The sequence below is a fragment of the Photobacterium leiognathi genome (assembly GCF_030685535.1).
Taxonomy (GTDB): Bacteria; Pseudomonadota; Gammaproteobacteria; order Enterobacterales; family Vibrionaceae; genus Photobacterium; species Photobacterium leiognathi.
Genome location: NZ_CP131601.1, coordinates 3,155,701 through 3,175,766 on the forward strand (window position 1 = coordinate 3,155,701; position 20,066 = coordinate 3,175,766).

The following is a 20,066-nucleotide window of genomic DNA, read 5'->3' on the forward strand; positions in this document are numbered from 1 at the left end:
TTGCCTCGATATCTTCATTTTTCCTGCCTTACTCAATTATTCGCAATATTTATTATTTTTTCGCAATAAAGTCACCACTTCTCCTTTCCTATAAGACAGAGCGTTTAAACGCCACTACAGAAAGTCTAGTCATCCCTGCGAATAGAAAGAGGAAATATTATGAACAAAGTAAATAAGTTAGCACTGGCATCAGCAATGACAGGTTTAATCGCATTAGCAGGTAGTGTTGCCTCTACCTCCGCAGTTGCTGGAGAAGCGAAAGAAAAATGCTATGGCGTAGCAAAAGCTGGGAAAAATGACTGTGCGACCAAAACCTCATCTTGTTCCGGTACCTCAAAAGTAGATGGTCAAAAAGATGCCTTTATTACGGTACCAAAAGGTATGTGTGACCGCCTTCAAGGTGGCTCTACAGAGTCAGCATAAATGAACACGCATGTGTTAACAGATTTGATTGGGGTGGGCTTACGCTCACCGCATCATCAAGATTTCATCGAGCAGTTTCCAAGCGTGGGCTGGTTAGAAATTCATAGTGAAAACTTTTTTAACCGCCATACACCACAGTACCAGCAACTCATGACTCTCATAGAGCACTATCCCATCAGCTGTCACGGTATTGGGTTATCACTGGGCTCTGCCGATCCCATTAACCTTGAGCATGTCAAACAACTCAAACAACTGATCGATGTAGTTAATCCAATCATGGTTTCCGATCACCTCAGTTGGAGTTCGATCGACGGCCAATATTTTAATGATTTACTACCGTTACCTTATACCAAACAAGCGTTAGATCTTTTTTGTCAGAAAGTTGTGCAAGTTCAAGATCTGCTTAATCGACAAATACTTATTGAGAACCCATCCAGTTATCTAAGCTTTGCACATTCTGTAATACCTGAATGGGAATTTTTAACCACCGTACAACAACGCACAGGATGTGGCTTGTTATTGGATTTAAATAACATTTACGTCAATAGCTTTAATCATCAGTTTGATTGCCAAACCTACTTAAATGCCATTAACCCAGAAACAGTAAAAGAGATCCACTTAGCAGGCTTTACCGTCAAACATTTTCCGCAAGGAGAGATCTGGATTGACACCCATAACCAGCCTGTTAGTGAGCCCGTGTGGCAACTTTACCGTCAATGGGTAGAGCAGCACGGTAAACATTTTCCCACCTTGATTGAATGGGATGCGGATTTACCACCATTAGAAAGATTACTCGCTGAAGCGGCTAAAGCAGACGTTATTCTGAAACGAGAACATCATCATGAAATATGCTGTAAAGAACGATCTTCACCACATCCAACAATCCTTTGCCAAAGCACTACAATATCGAGATAGCTCGGTATCTCAATCGATCAATGCCAACCACTTTAGTGCTGAGCAACGACTACAAATTTACCGTAATAATTTTATTCTTAGTCTCACTGAGATCTTAGCGGCCGTGTATCCCACCGTAAAAGCCATGATTGGACATGATTGCTTTGTCCAATTAGCAAGGCTGCATATTCTTCATTCACCACTGAGTGAAGGTGATGTCAGCATGTATGGTGAAGGATTTCATGTCACGATCGCAAAAAGCCCAACGGTCAATAAAGCCTTACCTTATCTCATCGATCTTGCGCAATTGGAGTGGTATCGAGATATCGCAAGCCGTATGCCTATCCAGCAACATCAATTCCCATTAGAAAAACTCCAGCAACTGCAAAACAGCAATGATCTTGATGCTTTTGGGCGCCATTATTTTCATATTCCAGACGCGACCTATGTGCTGAATAGCCCTTATAACGTTGGTGCATTGTGGCAACTAGTGCAAAACGAGATGTTGGAAACAACACAAACAACACCATCAGCTAACAACGATCCCTTTGCTGAGCTAGATATTAATCAGCCGCAAACTATCCTTATTCAGCAGCGCAACCGATATATTTTTACCCAAGGTATTTCAGCCCAATTAGGTGCACTACTCATCCATTGCCAACAACAAAAACCACTGAATCAAGCCTCAGATGAAATGCTAGCGCAGCTACCTTATTTACTTCAGTACCAATTGGTTAACGATATCTTGGAGGCTAACGATGGATAGTTTTATTCGCCGTATCGATCCCGTTTTTTCATTCTTAACCACTCCACTTATCCCAGTGCTTTTGCTCTTTACACGGCTATGGGTTGCGTGGGTCTTTTTCCAATCGGGCATGATCAAGTTTTCTAGCTGGGATAGCACCTTGTACCTATTTGAAAACGAGTATCAAGTCCCCTTTATGTCTTGGCTGTGGGCTGCCTATATTGGTACTGCCGTTGAAATGATTGTGCCTATTTTCCTTACGTTAGGGTTATTTACTCGACCAATGGCACTGTTACTTTTCGTTTTTAATGCTATAGCAGTAGTCTCTTACCCTGTATTGTGGGAGCAAGGTTTTTACGATCACCAGCTATGGGGAATGATGTTATTGGTCAATGTCATTTGGGGTGCTGGCAGCCTTTCATTAGATCACATCCTCAATCGCCAAACACCACAACATTCATCTTGTTAACTGAGTCCTAAACATGAAAAAAGCGACCGAAGGTCGCTTTTTTATTTCACTTTATTATTGCTCGAGTCCAACTATCGTAAGTAACTGTGATAGCTGCGAGATCTCGACATCAGGTAACGTCAGTGCTTTCGATTGCTGTAAAATGGGCTTGTTTTGATCGTTAAACCAACAGGCTTGAAAGCCATGTAATTTCGCGCCATAGACATCAGTTTTTAGATGATCGCCTACATGTAAAATCGAAGATGCAGGCAACTGTAATGTCTGTGTCGCCAAGTTAAATAAATCTGCTTCAGGTTTAGCTAAGCCATCTTTCCCAGCTTGAAACACTTCGACAAAATACGGCGCTAAGCCAATTTTTTTTGCATCCACATTGCCATTGGTTAACCCAATCAAAGGAAAATGCGCACTTAACGCTTTTAATACTCGGTGCGTTTCATCAGGAACATCGACTTGATTACGCACTTCAAGCGCAACCTCAAGCCCTTGTTGTGCCAACGCTTCAGCTTGTTTTAAACGAACACCTAACTGCATAAAGCCAATTTTCAACGTCTCGACACGCCACGCACTGACATCATGCCTTAGCATAGGATCAGCAGTTGCAAGTTGTTGTTTTAACCTCTGCCATGAATTTACATCCACTGCGATATGCGGCGGCAAGCGCTGCGTTAACCATGTAAACATCGCTTGCTCTACCCGTTGGATCACCGGACGGTTGTCATATAAGGTGTCGTCAAGATCGAAGGAAAGTGCACGAAATGGCGTTAATTGACGGTAAAAATGCATGATATCTCTTTAATTATCCGAAAATGACAATTACTTATTACGTTTCTTCGCTCGAGGATGGGCTTCATCGTACACTTTTGCCAAATGTTGGAAATCCAAATGAGTATAGATCTGTGTCGTCGATAAATTCGCATGTCCAAGCAATTCTTGTACAGCACGGAGATCACCACTGGATTCGAGCATATGGGTGGCAAAGCTGTGGCGTAATTTATGAGGATTAATATGGCTTGATACCGCTTGTTTTTGTCCCCATTCCGCCATCCTTTTTTGCACATTACGGGTTGATATACGATGTCCGAGTTTAGATACAAATAGCGCTTGTTCGTCAGCTTGAGCGATTGAATCTCGGAGTTTAAGCCACTTTGCTACCCACTCACGAGCAAGCCCTGAAAACGGTACAATACGCTCTTTATCACCCTTACCGATCACCCGTAAATCCCCTTTACTCAGGCTAATATTACGCAGATCGATACCGACTAATTCAGATAAACGTAAACCCGCACCGTACATCAGCTCCATCATAGCCCGATCACGGATAGCTAATGGATCATCTTCGTTCACATCCAGCAGTTGATTCATTTCATCAACATCAAGATTTTTCGGCAATGGACGCGATTTACGAGGAGCCGCCACGCCTTTCGCAGGATTAGCTTTTAATACGTTTTGATGAACCAGAAAATCAAAGAAACTCCGCAATGCAGAAAGACGCATGGCTAAGCTGCTGGCCTTTAAGCCATCACGCATCCCTTTACTGGCAATTTGACGTACCCAGCCTGCATCAACTTGCTGCCAGCTCTCTACTTTTAACTCCATTAATTGCTCTGCAATACGGGTTAATTGGCGCTTGTAGTTTTGTTGGGTATGTAAACTGAGTTCACGCTCACTACGTAAATACTCGTAGAAACGCTCAAGGGGTTGTTCCAAATTGCGGGGTAACATAGCTAGTCAATAACCTCACGGGTATATTGCCAATGCTCTATCAGATGACTGATGGTTGTCGCTAATTGCTCAACAAACAAGGTATCCATCTCTGGTTGAAAATGCCCACCATCGGCACTGGCAAAACTCAACACCCCATTGGCTGCTGAGCGACCTAAGGGCAATACAATGAATGAACCTAACTGTGGCGGATGAGCAAACAATAATTCAGCCTCAGGACGACGTAAACGACCTAAATAAGGGCGATCCTGCACTAAGCGAGAGCGATAAAAATCATTAAATCGGTGACGCGCTAGATACAGCAGTTCATCATCCGTGTCGAACAAACGCAGACAAACCGACAACTGTAATTGCTCGGCTAACGCTTCAACAATGGTGAGTACCTGATAGATATTATGGCATTGTAATAATTGTATTTGAGCATTCGAGAACATAACCGATAATTCGCCACTTTTCGTAGCGTTAACTAGCAATGTTGCTTGTTGTTGCTCTAATTCAGCAATCCGTAGTCGCAGCCGCTCAAGTTGAATATCGACTAAAGAGACTGTACCACGAGCTTGATGGGGGATCCGCACCTCACTTAACCACTCCGCTTGGTGTGAGAAAAAAGTGGGATTATTTCGCAAATAAGTGAGTACTGTTTGCTCATTCAGCACCTCGTTCAATTCATCCCCTGATGAACAAGTTTGCTGAGAAAGTGTTGTCATAGATTAAACTGTCCGTCAAAAACGTGTGCCGCAGGTCCGGTCATAAATAATGGTTTACCTTCACCAGCCCAACGAATGTGTAAATCACCACCCGGCAGTGATACTTTCACATTTTCATCCAATAAGCCTTGGATTCGACCAATTGCTACTGCCGCACAAGCACCACTACCACACGCTTGCGTCTCTCCTGCACCACGCTCATATACCCGCAAGCGTACATTGTTGCGATCAAGCACCTGCATAAAGCCAGCGTTTACTCGCTCAGGAAAACGTTCATGAGATTCCAGTAATGGGCCCAATGTATCAACATCTGCGGTATCGACATCATCCACAACGGTGACACAGTGAGGGTTACCCATGCTCGCTGCGCCACAAAATAGCGTTTGATCACCAGCACGTAAGATATAGGTTTTTTCAGCCTGTTTGGCTTTCATCGGAATCTTATTTGGCTCAAAAATCGGCACGCCCATGTTCACTGTCACTTGATTATCGTTTTCAAGTTTCAGGATCATTTTGCCCGCTTTAGTACTGACCGAAATATGATACTTATTCGTTAAGCCTTTCATCGAGACAAAACGCGCAAAACAACGAGCACCATTACCACACTGCTCCACTTCACTACCGTCAGCATTGAAGATACGGTAATGAAAATCGGTTTCTGGATCGTAAGGCGGCTCAACCACCAATAGCTGATCAAAGCCAATACCACGATGGCGATCCGCTAAGCGGCGGATCGCATCAGGTGAAAAAAATACATTTTGTGTCACGCAATCGACAACGACAAAGTCATTGCCTAACCCATGCATTTTGGAAAAATTAATCTGCATGATGTTCCTTAATTTTTATTCTTCGTTGCAGCCATGATCACTCAACAATATGTTCGAGTTGCCACAACTGCGCTAGCGTTTCACGTTCACGTACGAGGTGCACTTGCTCACCATCAACCATCACTTCTGCAGCACGGGCACGGGTATTGTAATTTGATGCCATCACAAAACCGTATGCTCCCGCAGAACGCACCGCCAGTAAATCACCTTGCGCTAAACACAAGCTGCGATCTTTACCAATAAAGTCGCCGGTTTCACAAATAGGCCCAACTAAGTCATACACCTGCGCTTCACCTTGACGAGGAATAACCAGGCACAATGCCTTGCCACGCAGAATACAATGTCGGGCGGATCAAATCGTTCATTGCCGCATCAACAATGGCAAAGTTCTTATGTTCAGTATGCTTTAGGAATTCGACTTTAGTCAGAAGAACACCTGCATTCGCTGCAATTGCACGACCCGGCTCAAAAATAAGCTCTAACTCTGGGTAATTTTCTAAACGCCCCAATAGCGCTTTGGCATAATCTGCCGGAAGCGGCGGTTGCTCGTCGCTGTACGTCACCCCTAAACCGCCACCAAGATCGAGATGCTCAATGGCAATCCCTTCGGCTTTTAGCTCATCAACCAGAGCTAATAGGCGATCCGTTGCATCAATAAACGGGGTGATTTCAGTAAGCTGAGAGCCAATATGACAGTCCATCCCCACCACTTTCAGGTGTGGCAAGCTGTGCGCTAAACGATACACTTCAACCGCTCGCTCAAAGGCAATACCAAACTTGTTATCACGCAGACAGGTTGAAATATAAGGGTGAGTTTTAGCATCAACATCTGGGTTAATACGCAGTGAGATAGGTGCAATCACACCTAGTTGCTCAGCCACCAGATTAAGACGCTCTAGTTCAGGTTCTGATTCAACATTGAAACACTTAATACCTAACTCAAGTGCACGTTTCATCTCAGCAGAGGTTTTACCCACACCTGAGAACACCACTTTCGCCGGATCGCCACCAGCGGCAATCACACGCTCAAGCTCACCTTGCGACACAATATCAAAGCCCGAACCTAAACGAGCTAAGACATTTAGCACGCCAAGGTTAGAGTTTGCTTTTACCGCATAACAAATAAGGTGAGGCTGCGTTGCAACGGCCTCATCGAAGGCTTTCCAGTGACGCTCTAGCGTTGCACGAGAATACACATAAAGTGGCGTGCCATATTGCTCGGCTAATTGCGCCAATGGCACGTCTTCAGCCCATAGCTGATCGTTTTGTTGGTAATTAAAGTGATCCAATGTTTTATCTTCCCTGTTGAGTAGCTGCTTTCAATTGCCACACTGTTCAATGTCAGTGTTTATTTATCTTTTACTTTGTTTGTTCTTGCTGTGGTGCATCTTTCGGCATGTAGAGTGCTCCACTCTGTCCGCAACCCACTAATGTTACGGTAGCCAACACAAAAATTGCTAATAAACCTTTACGCATAATTCAAAGCCAGTGATTATCAAACCAATGCCCTCTATAATCGCACCAAGAACAGGAAAAGCAATAGGACACAATAGGATGAATGACACTGAATTTCACCAATTAGCCGATTTAGCACTAATGCAAATCGAAGAAGGTATCGATGAATCCGGTGCTGACATTGAGCCAGAGACGACAGGCAATGTACTAACGCTAGAATTTGCTAACCGCAGCCAAATCGTTATTAACCGCCAAGAGCCGTTACATGAGCTATGGCTAGCATCAAAAACAGGCGGTTACCACTTTAAATATAATGGTAGCGAATGGCGTTGTACCCGCAGTGATGAAGAGCTATTTTCACTACTAAAACGTGAATGTTCTGTTCACGCAGGTGAAACAGTTGATTGGTAATGCCATCAGCCTATGCCACGGCAATAAATACCTATAAAAAAAGCCTTCATGTCGTGAAGGCTTTTTCATTTCAATCGCAGAAACGATCGAATATATGACTTAACTGTTCAGCATACCTGTAGAGTTCGCACCAAGATCCGGCTTTTTACGTGGCACTTGCCCACTCTTAAATGGCAATACTTGTAGCTTGCCATCATCGCTATGTACGATGTCGTAGAACTGAGGCAAGTTAAAGTTAATAAAGTTAGTCGCACTAAAGCGATCTTGCGCCGAAGTATAAAAACGGTTCACGCCATGCACCATCTCATCTTTATTACCACTACACTGACGGTACACTTCCATCTGGTTGGTTTCATCTAAGATGTAGATGTTGTAGCCCTGCTCACAATCTTCAAAGAAGAATTGAATCAAACCTTCACTGGCGTACGCATCAACAATCTGTGGTGGATGCGGCTCATCCATTTTACCCATTACCACATGAGGTACTTCACTGACTTTATTCGATGAAATACAACTGTAAAAATCCACTGGGTTTTCCAAACGTTGCACCGATACACCACGACGTTCGAAGAATAAGCCAAAGGTTTCTTCTGCGATACGGATAGCTTTAAATCGACGACGTTTCTCTTCTTCTACTGGCTTTAAACGCATTTCAATGCATTCTGCTACCAATTGGTACACCAAGTTACGGATCAAACCACGCATGTGTTTGCTGTAACAGAACACATCAACCGCTTCAGGTGGGATCGCATCATGGTGCATTTTTCCCAGCATGGTTTTCAGTGCATCTAACATCGCGTTATCGCCGCTAAAATTCAGCGTACGTACTTCATTCCAAGAGTTGCGGTAGATTAAATCTACACTACCGACTAAGCATTTCTGCTCAGGACCGTAACTGAAAATATCTGTCGATTTAAAATCAAACCTTACCGAGCGATTTTTTAACTCATTCGTTGGGTCATTTTCTAAATTAATAAACAACCCTAACTGGCGAATTTCACACGGGCTCGATAACGCCTGCAAGCTTGGATTTGGACGACGAATTGGGAAAGTATTACGAATATCACTGACCAATTGATACAACTTATCTAAATCAAAATCAGCGTCACGTACCACTGTGTGAAGGTGAGTGGATTCTGTCAGCAGGCCGTTGAAATAACTCCACGCCACTAATTTTGATAAATAGCGGTTATGCTCCAGCGAAGGTTGTCCCATGATCAAAAATGGGTCAATCGGCTGTTTATATAGATACCAACCCGCAGCATTACTACGACCTTCAGGCACCTGAATAAAGGTAATGTCTTCTTCGTGTAAATCCGGTGAAATTTGCGGATTAAGCAGCGTCACTTTACCTGGCAGCACCTCAAATGCCGCATACAGTTTACGCGCCAATATACTGATATCTTCAGGACTGATCGCAGAAGTAATATTGTTACGACGAGCAAAACGGATCAGGTTACGATAACTGAGCATTAACGCATCAAGCAGCTCATTATGAGCTTCTTTAACCTGCGCGACTTTCCAATCACGGCGGTGATCAAGCTCTTTGATCACGCTATCAGACCACTGCCATTGCTCGGTTAAATGTTTTAGCACTCGGCGACGCCAAGGCACAGAGCCTGCACTTGGTTCACGAGACAACTTTTCATGAGTCTTTAAATAGAAACAGCGACGCACCAGATCAAGACGACGGTGATCGTCAATACGCTCAAGGTAACGCGTGACTTTTTCTAGCATTAAATAGTAAGCATCCATGCAGTATTCACTGCGATCTTCGGCGAAGAAGCGACGCTTACCATCCAAGCTTAGTAACTGGGTATGTGGGTATTCCCAAGAATACGCTTCCAGCAAAATGGCCTTTAATACCGACTTATAAGGTGAGTCGATACTTTTATAAAGTTGCCATAAGCTAGAGCCAAAGTACTCTTCTGCAGGAATACGGGTTAAGCCACCAAAATCAATCCACTCATCAAGATTGATGTATTCTTGCTCAACAATATAAGCCACATATTGCTCATAGCACTCTTCCATTTCTGGCGGCACCATAAACCATAATAGTGGCAGCCCCGCTAAACACACAGCAGAGCGATAGAATTCGTCTAATAAAAGTAAATGCTGGCTCGAACCACAGTTCTCACCTGTCATGGCTTCTGAGAAGTTATGACGGAATCGATTTTCATCAATTAAGAAGAAGTTAGCTTCAACACCTTGCTCCATCGCCCACTCAGAAACGAGACGGCACTTGCTATCAAGCGTGGTACGCTCAGCTGGGGTAAGTGAAGTTCGGATACAAACCCAGATATCAAGATCGCTAGTTAAGCTTTGCCCCATAGACGAGGTACTACCCATGGCATATAAACCAGTGATAGGGCATTCGTTATCGTTAAGCAATAGAGGTTCGACCGAGAGATCGGCAGAATGGGCGCAATCATTCACGAACTGTTGTTGGACATCGCTAACAACAAATTTCGCGATCCCTTGAGGTACCTGTTGGTCAAGAAAACCAGGTAATGCAGGGTGATTGTAATGAAGTAAGACAGGCAACAAGTCGAACACTTGCACTGATTGAGCACTCATCGCTAACTTTGCTCGTTCGATACGAACATCTGTTAATGAATCAAGCCTGCCTTTCAGCGTCTTAATATAATTTTGCAAATTACTCTTCCAAGAGCTACCAGCGTTGAAGCACCCCAAATTTTGCCATTAGGAAAATAAGGGCTGTGTTAAATATGAGCAAAAACGTGATCAATGTAACACTTTTAATACCCATGGTAAAGATAATGCCAACCGGGGTAATGCAACAATTCTGTATGGTTCATCCATAAACTGTTACCTCAAATTAGTACAATGCTGAGTTAACGCCAGTCGATGGCAGATCATCACTTTATCATTTAAGGTAGATGTGATTAATATCACATTTTTTTAAACTATTAGCAACACAATAATATGCATATACTCCAATGGAACAAGCAAATTATCATCGAGACGTTGCTAATGGTACGATGTGCCTAATAAAAGAATTATAACCTTGTATATGGATCCCCAATACTTATGACCAGTCAACCAATCCGCATTGCAACACGTAAAAGCCCACTGGCTATGTGGCAAGCAGAATTCGTAAAAGCAGAGTTAGAGCAAGCACATCCAGGCATTGTTGTTGAGCTTGTCCCAATGGTGACAAAAGGCGACATCATCCTAGACACTCCACTGGCAAAAGTGGGTGGTAAAGGTCTATTTGTAAAAGAATTAGAAGTAGCAATGCTTGAAGGCCGCGCTGATATCGCGGTGCATTCAATGAAAGACGTACCTGTCGAGTTTCCTGAAGGCCTTGGCCTAGTGACCATCTGTGAGCGTGAAGATCCACGTGATGCATTTGTGTCAAATAAATACAACAGCATTGACGAACTACCACAAGGTGCCATCGTCGGTACATCAAGCTTACGTCGTCAATGTCAGCTACGTGCACAACGCCCTGATCTTATCGTTAATGATCTTCGTGGTAATGTGAATACACGCCTACGTAAATTGGATGATGGCGAGTACGATGCCATTATTCTTGCTTGTGCCGGACTTAAGCGTTTGAAGATGGAAGATCGCATCCGTAGTGAGATCGCACCAGAAACAAGCCTACCAGCAGTTGGTCAAGGCGCTGTTGGTATCGAATGTCGTTTAGATGATACCCGAGTTCGTCAGTTGCTTGATGCGCTTAACCACCAACCAACGGCGACACGTGTTTTGTGTGAGCGTGCGATGAATAACCGTCTACAAGGTGGTTGTCAGGTACCAATCGGTAGTTATGCTCTACTAGAAGGTGATGAAATTTGGCTACGTGCCCTTGTCGGTGAGCCTGACGGTAGCAAGATTGTTCGCGCAGAAATTCGCGGCCCTATTGCACAAGCTGAGCAGCTAGGTACAACCCTTGCCGATCAACTTCTTGCAGATGGCGCAAAAGAGATCTTAGATCGCCTATACGGTAACGCATAATGACAGTGCTGATCACCCGCCCCGCTCCCGATTGTTATCAATTGGCTGAGCAACTGAATGCTACGGCGATCAGCGCGCTTGCCCAACCCCTGTTAACCTTAAAAGCAGGTGATGGACTTCCATCATTATTGCGACAACTCAATGAATTAACTGCTGGTGACTATATTATTGCAGTCAGCCATCATGCGGTGGCATTTGCGCACGATTACTTGATATCACAAGGTGCAGCATGGCTAAAAAACGTGCATTATATAGCGGTTGACCACAAAACTGCCGCAACTTTGACAAAGTTAAGTGGTCAACAAGTATCATCACCAGCACATCGCTGTGATAGCGAAGGCTTACTCGCCTTACCCGAACTGGCTGATATGGCTGGTCGTAATGTCCTTATATTACGCGGTAATGGTGGTAGAGAGTTGATCCATCAGGCATTAACAGCACGTCAGGCCGTAGTTAACTATTGCGAAACTTATCAGCGATGTTGGCTGGATCTCGATGGCGAGAAGCTAATACAACAGTGGCAACATCAACATGTGGATACTCTGGTGATCACCAGTGCCGAGCAACTGGTTTTTTTAACTCAGAAGATCCCAACCCAACATTTGACTTGGTTTTTCCATTGCCACCTTCTCGTCCCAAGTCAAAGAGTGGCAGAGCAAGCAGCAACGCTTGGCTTTGTGAATATTTCCACCGTGGGCAGTGCTTCCAATAACGCACTTTTCACGTTCCTAAGCAACTTTAGCTAAACGGAATAATTAGGATGACAGACAAATCTAACAACAATAAAGCAGCGGAACAGTCAAAGCAGGACAAACCAACCACCGCACAAACTGCAGCGCTAGCTAAAGACACATCAACAACAACCAATCCAACGAAAGCACCAGCAAAAACTGATAAAACAGAAAAGAAATCAGGTAGCAAAACCGGTTGGGTTGCGATTGCATTAGTTCTCGCGCTAGGTGGTGGTCTGTACTACCACGGTCATCAGCAAGGATTGCAGCAGCAACAGCATATTGATGCGCTACAACAGCAAATTGCGGGTATGAAAGCCGCAATGCAAAACGAACAAAAAGAAACTATCGGTATGATTAACGGTGGTTTCCGTAGCACTGAAGCAAGCTTTAACCAGCAGCAAAAATCCATTGATGCACTACAAACTACAGTCGCTGAGCTAAAAGGGAATAATCCTAACGATTGGCTACTAGCAGAAGCTGACTACCTAGTGAAAATGGCAGGCCGTAAACTGTGGCTTGAGCATGACGTGACCAGTGCAACCCTGCTACTTGAAGCTGCCGATCATCGTATTGCAGAGCTAAACGATCCAAGCTTGAAAAACCTTCGTCAAGCAATGAGTAACGACATTACAACGTTGAAGTCATTAACAACGGTTGATCGTGATGGCCTAGTACTACGCTTAACAAGCTTAGAAAACACGGTTGATTCGCTACCACTTGCTAATGCTATCTTGCCGAAAGCGGAAGCAGAAGAGCAAGCGAAGACAGTAAGTCAATCGGTTGATGATTGGAAAACAAACCTAATGACATCGCTGAAAAACTTTGGCGATCACTTCATTACTTACCGCAAGCGTGATGGCAACGTAGTACCACTACTATCACCTAAGCAAGATTTCTACTTACAGCAAAACATCAAAAATAAGCTAGAGACAGCGATCAATGCGGTTTACCGTGAGCAAGGTGAGGTTTACAAGATTTCGCTAGAAACGGCGAAGAAGTGGGCTGAGCAATACTACGATATGTCATCGCCACTGACACAAAACTTCATCAAGAGCCTTGATCAACTCGCGCAGCAGCAAATCACAGTGAAATACCCTGAGCAGCTGCAATCTCAGCCGATGATCACCAAATTAGTTAACCAAGTACTACGCAATAAGATGGCAACCATTGGTGATACAGCACAACCCGTTAAACAAACGAAACCTGCGGTAAAGCCAGCACCAAAAGCTGAAGCCCCTGCAACAGAGCAAAAGCCTGCGGCAGAAAAACCAGCTCAAGCCAAGCTTGAGACCACAGTAACCCAACCGGCTGAAACGAAAAACCCAGGTGAGAACAAAGCTAAGGTAACCTACAGCACGGAAACCACAGTGGAGGCCAAATAATGATCAAATTATTGTTATTGGTTATCGCACTGATCGCCAGCATTGTGGTGGGTCCTGAGATTGCAGGTAACCAAGGTTATGTTCTCATTTCAGCGGCAAACCAAACCATTGAAATGAGTTTAACGACGCTGATCATTTTGATTGTGGCGTTATTTGCTGTTTTCTTACTACTTGAGTTCATTCTAAAACGTCTGTTCTCACTAGGTAGCTCAACGCGTGGCTGGTTCAGTGGCCGTAAAGTACGCAAAGCTCGTATCCAAACCTCAGAAGGCTTGTTGAAAGTCACTGAAGGTAACTGGAAACCAGCAGAAAAGTTACTGGCAAAATCAGCCAAATACAGCGATGCACCATTGCTGAACTACTTAGCGGCAGCAGAAGCGGCACAAGGTTTAGGTAAAACAGAGCAACGTGATGAGTACCTAAAACAAGCCGCTGAATTAGATAGCCAAAATCTAGCAGTAGCACTAACCCGTGCCAAACTTCAAATTCGCCAACAGCAATTTGAGCAAGCACTGGCAACATTGCAAGAAGTCCAACAAGAGCACGCCCGTAACCCTATCGTGCTAGGCCTACTACAAGAGTGCTACCTAAAGCTTGAAGATTGGAAATCGCTACTGACCTTGATCCCTCAGCTTACTAAAGCTGGCGTGATCACCGCAGAAGAAGCGACAGCTCTTGATGAGCGAGCACAATGCGGTCAAATGCAACACCTAGGTCAACAAAATGGTACTGATGGCTTAGTGGGTTACTGGAACAACATGGGTCGTAAAGACAAGCAGAATCCAGCACTCGTGGCATGCTTTATCAAACAAATGATGGCACGTCATGCTGATAACGATGCTTACCCTGTTCTTCGTGATGCGCTGAAGAAGAGCCAAGATGAGCGTTTAATCAGCCTTGTACCTCAGCTAAATCTGCCTGATCGCCACCCTGCAATTGTGAAGCTACAAGAGTTACTACGCCAAGATGGTAACAATGCAGCGACACACAGTGCACTCGGTCAGATGTTAATGGCTGAAGGTAACTGGCAAGAAGCCAAAGATCATTTTGAAAAAGCTGTCGCTGTACGCCCTGATATGACTGACTACGCTCACTTAGTGGCAACACTAGAGCAGTTAGATGACAAACAAGGTGCTGCTGCCGCTTCTCGCCAAGCATTAGAATTAGCTCAACCAAGCAAATAAGCTTCATTGGCTAACAGCAAAAAAGCGTCCGAAAATGGACGCTTTTTTTTCGCTAAATCAAAGATAATTAACATTTTTAACAATAAAATGTTTCAAGGTGTAAACAGCCATTTCAAGGTATATCTACCCCATTGTGATAATTGCTTAAAACAGCTTCAATAGCGTCTCCATTTCCTTAACATTTGGATAACTAAGCTATGGATATGCTTCCTTGGTTAATTGTTTCAGGTATCGTGATTTCAGTAATTGTATGCGTGATGACCGCTGTACTAATTAAAAACGCTGACTAATATACGAAGCCATAAAAAAAGCCTCCCAGAACGGATAACACCTATCACTTAAGGTGTTTGGAACGAACTGGATAACGAGTTTTATTGATACGAACGGCTCTCTGCTTGGGCCGTTTTTTTCTTTCAGGTAATATGTAACGCTTTACTTGTTTTCTCATTGCTCTCAGTTTTTGAGGAATTGAACCTGGCGAAGCGATGGCACACCACATTAATTCATCTTGAATATCTCTTAACGCCATCATAAAACTTATCCGTAATGGTGAAACATTCGCTTCTGCCGCTATTCTACTTATTTCTAAGCGAACAAGATTATAAGCTATCAATATTCCCCATATTTCTTGCTCAATACCTTCTACTGATTGACTACGCAATAATATTTCATCTTCAAGCATGTCATGTTTTATTTCACCATAACTGTTTTCTATCTCCCAACGTTCGAAATAAACATCAAGCAAAGCTTGATAGCTATAATGCTCACCAACTAAGGAAGTAAGAAGCCCTTGGATATGATATTTTTGAGTTTTTTCTGGATAAAGCACTAATCGAGCTTGCCATTTTTCAGGAAGGCTTGGGTCTTTAGCTCTTGCATATTTGGATACATCCATTTCTACAATCAAATCTCGTCCTGCTTCATCAAGCTGCTTAATGACGGTATATCGCGTATTTGATTTAATTGGAGTCATCCAATGACTCGAATCATGCTGACGTTGCCAATTAATCATCAACTCGGCGCCAAGATAACATCGGTCAAAAATAGTTAAAGAATCTGGCGTTATTGAGGATATAAGCTGTTTAGCATAGTTCTCTTCACCAATATTGCTGGGACCAAATGCTACGTTGTGTATTAATCGACTACGAAGGGAGCATAAAGCACATAACCTGACGATAGGGTATTCTGTATGCTGTATCTTACCGTGTTTGACATACTGAAAGTGACTCGCTAATTCTGGAGTATCATGACTTCTAAATTGAGTTCCATCGACAGAGAAAAGGCGTAAGCCTTTCCATGTGTCTCCGCTATCTTCGGCTTTCGTCCAATATTTGGCAGTGAGTGAGAAAAGTGCTTTTAGAGGCTGTGCTGTCAATCGTTTTCGCGCCTGAGGGATAGCACTTGGTGCAATAGAATCACCTTGTGATCGCGATAATTGCAAATCAAGTTTATTCAAGACATCGGTTATCGATCTATTACGATATAGGCCAATTCCAACGATTAACCAAACAACCAATTCCGCAGGTAATTTTCGTCTGCGTATACTGGCCTTATTGGTTTCATCTAATGCTTGTTGAATCCACTCAAGAGGTAAGTCTCTTTGAAATAATGAGAGTGATTCTGGTGCTGCAAACGCATCTACATCAATGAGCCAATGTGACAACATAAAAAATACCCCCAGTTTTGCAAAACTGAGGGTATTTTTAACTATCTGAAAGATCGTGCAACCAATCAATTTCTTAAGTGATAGGTGTTATCCCAGAACGGAGGCTTTTTTGTTAAATCTAAATTTATAATCCCAACGCTTTTTTGGCTTTCTTTAGCTGCTTTTCAAACTTCTTCACGGTTTTCGCCGCTTTCTTCAACTGCTTATTTTTCTTCTTCGCTAACTTCTTCAGTTTTTTCGCTTGCTTTAGCTTTAAGCTATCAGGCTCTAAGGCTTCTTCTGCAATTACCGATACCATTTCAATATGGCTTTGCCCGACAGCCGTTGGTGCTGGCAAGTTATGAATATTAGGCGCAGTGATAGCCGTAGGCTGAGGAGCTGGCGGCACAGCAAGCTTTGCAACACGACGAGGAGCAGCCTTTACAGCGCTAGTCAGACGACTAGGTTTACACAAATAATCTTTATCACTCGCCACACGAGTACAACTTGCACACATGTAATTTGGCTCGCTCACAATCTTACTGATAGTTGCAAACTGATCGGCAATTTCTGCTCGGCGATATTTACATAAGGTCTTAGCCATGAATGCTCCTCTAGCCAACAACGAACCTTTTTATCAACATTAAACGATAATGATTCGTAATACCAGTGGTGCATTGCGATTTTATTTACCCTATTTGTAACTATTTATTGGTAACAATCACTTAGGCTTTCATTGCTGCTTTTACGTAAATATCAAAGCGGTTTTTCTTGGTCTCAATTGGTATTGATGGCTTCGCTTGAGCGAGAAATTCAGCATAATCTGGGCGTTTCACTACCACACGTTTCGTGGCTAGCGCATAAGCCGGTTCAAATAAACCATCTGCATCTAAATCCGCACCAACTAGAGTTTGGAAAACGCGCATTTCTTTTTTCACTAACGCTGATTTTTTCTTATGCGGATACATAGGATCAAGGTACACCACATCTGGCGCTACAAAATCCGGATCTTCAGCAAGTTTCACCAAAGCATCATGGCTAGAGGCATGTAATAGCTGCATACGCTCGCTAACCCATGCGCCAATTTCAGGATCGGCTTTTGCCCGCATCAAACCATCATCAAGCAATGCGGCGACCACAGGATGACGCTCTACCAACTGTACCTTACAACCCAGTGTCGCTAACACAAATGCATCACGACCAAGCCCAGCAGTGGCATCAAGCACGGTAGGATTCACTCCACCTTTTAGGCCAACGGCTTTCGCTATTGCCTGACCTCGACCACCACCAAATTTGCGACGGTGCGCCACCGCGCCACTGACTAAATCAACAAATACTGCGCCAAGTTTTGGCTCATCTAACTTACGAAGCTCTAACTGCTGAGCGGTTAGCACCAACGCAAAACAGCTATTTTCATCATGGCTTAAGCCCCAACGTGAGGCTAATTGATCTAACTCAGACTGACGTTCAGGAACTTCACAAACTAAGGCAAGCTGCACAGCATTCTCCGGTATAAAAGCAACATCTGGATGTGAACGCACACCCGATCATAGGGCGCGGATTATAGCACTACAATTGTACCTTTGCTCTGGTATCACACCATCAGATAAGTATAAGATACGACAACGAACTTGATTCTCTGCACCGTGAAAGGAACGATTATGACGCCATCCATTCGTATCGATGATTTAGATCGCGATATTCTTAATGCCTTAATGAATGACGCCCGTATTCCTTACGCTGAAATGGCGAAACGCTTTAACGTAAGCCCTGCCACCGTGCATGTGCGAGTCGAGAAAATGCGAGCAGCGGAAATCATCACTGGAACCGAGGTGATCATAAACCCGAAATTATTGGGCTATGATGTTTGCTGCTTTATTGGCATTAACTTAAATGCTGCCCGTGATTATCACTCAGCCCTTGCCAAGCTAAATGAGTTAGATGAAGTGGTTGAAGCCTATTACACCACTGGAGCTTATAACATCTTCGTTAAATTGATGTGCCGCTCAATTGAAGAGTTGCAGTATGTGCTTATTGATAAGCTGCAAGCGATTGATGAAGTGCAATCCACTGAGACCCTTATCTCACTGCAAAACCCGATCAACCGCAATGTAAAACCTTAGAAAATAGCTTTCAATCGACAATAAAATGTATGGTCCGCCCCGTTATTGCAACTACAATATTAGTAATAACGGAGTTGGTTGCGCTAATGTATTCGGAGTCAAAATTAGGCATATTAATGTCCTAGCTCCACGATGATATCCGCGCCAGATTATCCTTAAAAAGCGAAAAGCATTTATTGCTGTTTTTATTATCAGGTTATTAATCTGGCCGATTTACCGTTAATGTCATCACTTGCATTGTCGTTGCAAACTCGGTTATGACTGCGATGCAGTCTTAAACGCTTGGCGGTGGTATAACACCGCCCAAGCTATTCTTGCTAATTTGTTAGCCAATGCGACAACAACCACATTGAATGGCTTACTGGCTCTTAAATCTACCAGCCATTGTCCGAAGACTTTACCCGTTGTCTCTAACCTTGATAATACAGCTCTTGCGCCATGAATGAATAATGTCCGGAGATGTTTATTTCCTCGTTTACTCACCCCAAGTAACTTTGTTTTACCTCCCGTAGAGTATTGTCGAGGCACTAACCCTAACCAAGCAGCCATATTCCTTCCATTTGAAAAGTTACTGGCGGCACTAACATCTGCCACACACAGGGTTGCTGTTAAATCACCGATGCCAGGCACAGTTTTTAATAACTTAGCCAATTCATGTTGCTCAGCTAGCTGTTTCAACTTCGTATCTTGTATTTTTATCTGCTCATTAAGATACAAATAATGTGCGTGAATTAAGCTTAATTCGTACATAAGACTTTGTGGAAGAGTTTGATATTTTTGGTCTGCTATCCACTGAAAAAGCATCTTCATTTTCGCATGTCCTGTAGGCAAGCTCAGTCCAAACTCTAACAATATCGCTCCGATACGAGACATACAGGCTGTTCGCTCCTTAATAAAACCATCACGGATACGATGAATGACAGCAATGACTTGTGCTTCTTCTGATTTAACAGCAACAAAGCGCATGGAAGGTCGACTTGCTGCTTCAGCGATAGCTGCAGCATCAATGAAGTCATTTTTATTGCCTTTCACATAAGGTTTTACATACTGAGGAGGAATGAGTTGAACTTGATGCCCAAAATCAGCACATTTACGGGCTAACCAATGTGCACCACCACATGCTTCAAATGCGATAGTGGTGGTTTCTAAATTTGAGAGAAACTTTAGAAGTTGGCTTCGATTATATTTCTTACGTAGCACCTCTTTACCTGCGTAATTGTGTGCGACAGCATGAAAGCAGTGTTTACCTAAATCGATACCTAAGATGTGGATAGTAGACATATGGTTCACCTCTTTGAAAGCCTACCCTAAGCCTAACGGCTTAGGATGAGGCGGACCATATAATTAAGCGAGCATGGCGC

Annotated in this window: 20 protein-coding genes and 1 pseudogene; 10 read left to right on the top strand and 11 right to left on the bottom strand. The window is 43.5% G+C overall.

Translation table 11 applies throughout. The features are described 5' to 3' along the window. Window positions 1-159: 159 nt before the first annotated feature. The 4 genes from Q7674_RS21290 to Q7674_RS21305 are packed head-to-tail and all read left to right on the top strand — an operon-like array spanning window position 160 to window position 2,531. Entirely contained in the window at window positions 160-423 is a 264-nt protein-coding gene (locus Q7674_RS21290; RefSeq protein ID WP_023931302.1) for a BufA1 family periplasmic bufferin-type metallophore, read from the top strand. Continuing rightward, window positions 424-1,338 (top strand): MNIO family bufferin maturase, encoded by a 915-nt coding sequence (bufB, locus tag Q7674_RS21295; RefSeq protein ID WP_043128564.1) that lies wholly within the window; start codon window positions 424-426, stop codon window positions 1,336-1,338. Further along, window positions 1,265-2,083 carry an HvfC/BufC N-terminal domain-containing protein gene (locus tag Q7674_RS21300; RefSeq protein ID WP_043128562.1) on the top strand — a complete coding sequence of 273 codons (819 nt, stop codon included), beginning with the start codon at window positions 1,265-1,267 and terminating at the stop codon, window positions 2,081-2,083. Before bufB ends, Q7674_RS21300 begins: the two co-directional genes overlap by 74 nt. After that, the gene (locus Q7674_RS21305; RefSeq protein ID WP_023931298.1) at window positions 2,076-2,531 is read left to right on the top strand and encodes a DoxX family protein; all 456 of its coding nucleotides are present in this window, start codon (window positions 2,076-2,078) and stop codon (window positions 2,529-2,531) included. Before Q7674_RS21300 ends, Q7674_RS21305 begins: the two co-directional genes overlap by 8 nt. 54 nt (window positions 2,532-2,585) lie before the next feature. On the opposite strand, the gene yigB is transcribed toward Q7674_RS21305, so the two are convergent. From yigB to lptM, 6 genes and pseudogenes are all read right to left on the bottom strand, one after another. Beyond that, the gene (gene yigB / locus Q7674_RS21310; protein ID WP_045064473.1) at window positions 2,586-3,314 is read right to left on the bottom strand and encodes a 5-amino-6-(5-phospho-D-ribitylamino)uracil phosphatase YigB; all 729 of its coding nucleotides are present in this window, start codon (window positions 3,312-3,314) and stop codon (window positions 2,586-2,588) included. A gap of 30 nt (window positions 3,315-3,344) precedes the next feature. Beyond that, a complete protein-coding gene (xerC, locus tag Q7674_RS21315; RefSeq protein WP_043128559.1) occupies window positions 3,345-4,253 on the bottom strand; it encodes a tyrosine recombinase XerC in 909 nt (302 codons plus the stop codon). Between the two features lie 2 nt (window positions 4,254-4,255). Further along, window positions 4,256-4,960, bottom strand: coding sequence for a DUF484 family protein (locus Q7674_RS21320; RefSeq protein ID WP_023931295.1), 705 nt, complete (start codon window positions 4,958-4,960; stop codon window positions 4,256-4,258). After that, window positions 4,957-5,787, bottom strand: coding sequence for a diaminopimelate epimerase (gene dapF / locus Q7674_RS21325; RefSeq protein ID WP_023931294.1), 831 nt, complete (start codon window positions 5,785-5,787; stop codon window positions 4,957-4,959). The genes Q7674_RS21320 and dapF overlap by 4 nt, the downstream gene beginning before the upstream one ends. 37 nt (window positions 5,788-5,824) lie before the next feature. Further along, window positions 5,825-7,076: pseudogene (gene lysA / locus Q7674_RS21330) on the bottom strand (diaminopimelate decarboxylase). Between the two features lie 70 nt (window positions 7,077-7,146). Beyond that, window positions 7,147-7,263 (bottom strand): LPS translocon maturation chaperone LptM, encoded by a 117-nt coding sequence (gene lptM / locus Q7674_RS21335; protein ID WP_023931292.1) that lies wholly within the window; start codon window positions 7,261-7,263, stop codon window positions 7,147-7,149. 78 nt (window positions 7,264-7,341) lie between these two features. On the opposite strand from lptM, the gene cyaY reads away from it, so the two are divergent. Beyond that, a complete protein-coding gene (gene cyaY, locus Q7674_RS21340) occupies window positions 7,342-7,653 on the top strand; it encodes an iron donor protein CyaY (protein ID WP_008985989.1) in 312 nt (103 codons plus the stop codon). 99 nt (window positions 7,654-7,752) lie between these two features. On the opposite strand, the gene Q7674_RS21345 is transcribed toward cyaY, so the two are convergent. After that, entirely contained in the window at window positions 7,753-10,308 is a 2,556-nt protein-coding gene (locus Q7674_RS21345; protein ID WP_023931291.1) for a class I adenylate cyclase, read from the bottom strand. Between the two features lie 396 nt (window positions 10,309-10,704). Between Q7674_RS21345 and hemC the strand changes: the two genes are divergently transcribed. Genes hemC through Q7674_RS21365 form a run of 4 tightly spaced genes read left to right on the top strand, consistent with a single transcriptional unit; the run spans window position 10,705 to window position 14,937 of the window. Further along, entirely contained in the window at window positions 10,705-11,637 is a 933-nt protein-coding gene (gene hemC / locus Q7674_RS21350) for a hydroxymethylbilane synthase (protein WP_023931290.1), read from the top strand. Beyond that, window positions 11,637-12,383, top strand: coding sequence for a uroporphyrinogen-III synthase (locus tag Q7674_RS21355; RefSeq protein ID WP_305423305.1), 747 nt, complete (start codon window positions 11,637-11,639; stop codon window positions 12,381-12,383). The genes hemC and Q7674_RS21355 overlap by 1 nt, the downstream gene beginning before the upstream one ends. 14 nt (window positions 12,384-12,397) lie before the next feature. Beyond that, window positions 12,398-13,753, top strand: coding sequence for a uroporphyrinogen-III C-methyltransferase (gene hemX, locus Q7674_RS21360; RefSeq protein WP_305423307.1), 1,356 nt, complete (start codon window positions 12,398-12,400; stop codon window positions 13,751-13,753). Beyond that, window positions 13,753-14,937, top strand: coding sequence for a heme biosynthesis protein HemY (locus tag Q7674_RS21365; RefSeq protein WP_305423309.1), 1,185 nt, complete (start codon window positions 13,753-13,755; stop codon window positions 14,935-14,937). Before hemX ends, Q7674_RS21365 begins: the two co-directional genes overlap by 1 nt. A gap of 334 nt (window positions 14,938-15,271) precedes the next feature. On the opposite strand, the gene Q7674_RS21370 is transcribed toward Q7674_RS21365, so the two are convergent. The 3 genes from Q7674_RS21370 to Q7674_RS21380 form a co-directional block, all read right to left on the bottom strand. Continuing rightward, window positions 15,272-16,603, bottom strand: coding sequence for an IS4 family transposase (locus Q7674_RS21370; RefSeq protein ID WP_045066500.1), 1,332 nt, complete (start codon window positions 16,601-16,603; stop codon window positions 15,272-15,274). Between the two features lie 124 nt (window positions 16,604-16,727). Continuing rightward, on the bottom strand, window positions 16,728-17,186 hold the full coding sequence (locus tag Q7674_RS21375) for a hypothetical protein (protein WP_045066489.1): 459 nt from the start codon (window positions 17,184-17,186) through the stop codon (window positions 16,728-16,730). Window positions 17,187-17,307: 121 nt separating this feature from the next. Then, window positions 17,308-18,081 carry a class I SAM-dependent methyltransferase gene (locus tag Q7674_RS21380; RefSeq protein ID WP_305423311.1) on the bottom strand — a complete coding sequence of 258 codons (774 nt, stop codon included), beginning with the start codon at window positions 18,079-18,081 and terminating at the stop codon, window positions 17,308-17,310. A gap of 162 nt (window positions 18,082-18,243) precedes the next feature. Between Q7674_RS21380 and asnC the strand changes: the two genes are divergently transcribed. Beyond that, window positions 18,244-18,705: a transcriptional regulator AsnC gene (gene asnC / locus Q7674_RS21385; RefSeq protein WP_008985997.1), complete on the top strand. Its 462-nt coding sequence runs from the start codon at window positions 18,244-18,246 to the stop codon at window positions 18,703-18,705. A gap of 255 nt (window positions 18,706-18,960) precedes the next feature. Here asnC and Q7674_RS21390 read toward each other — a convergent pair whose 3' ends face one another. Then, the gene (locus Q7674_RS21390; RefSeq protein WP_305422071.1) at window positions 18,961-19,986 is read right to left on the bottom strand and encodes an IS110 family RNA-guided transposase; all 1,026 of its coding nucleotides are present in this window, start codon (window positions 19,984-19,986) and stop codon (window positions 18,961-18,963) included. Between the last annotated feature and the right edge of the window lie 80 nt (window positions 19,987-20,066).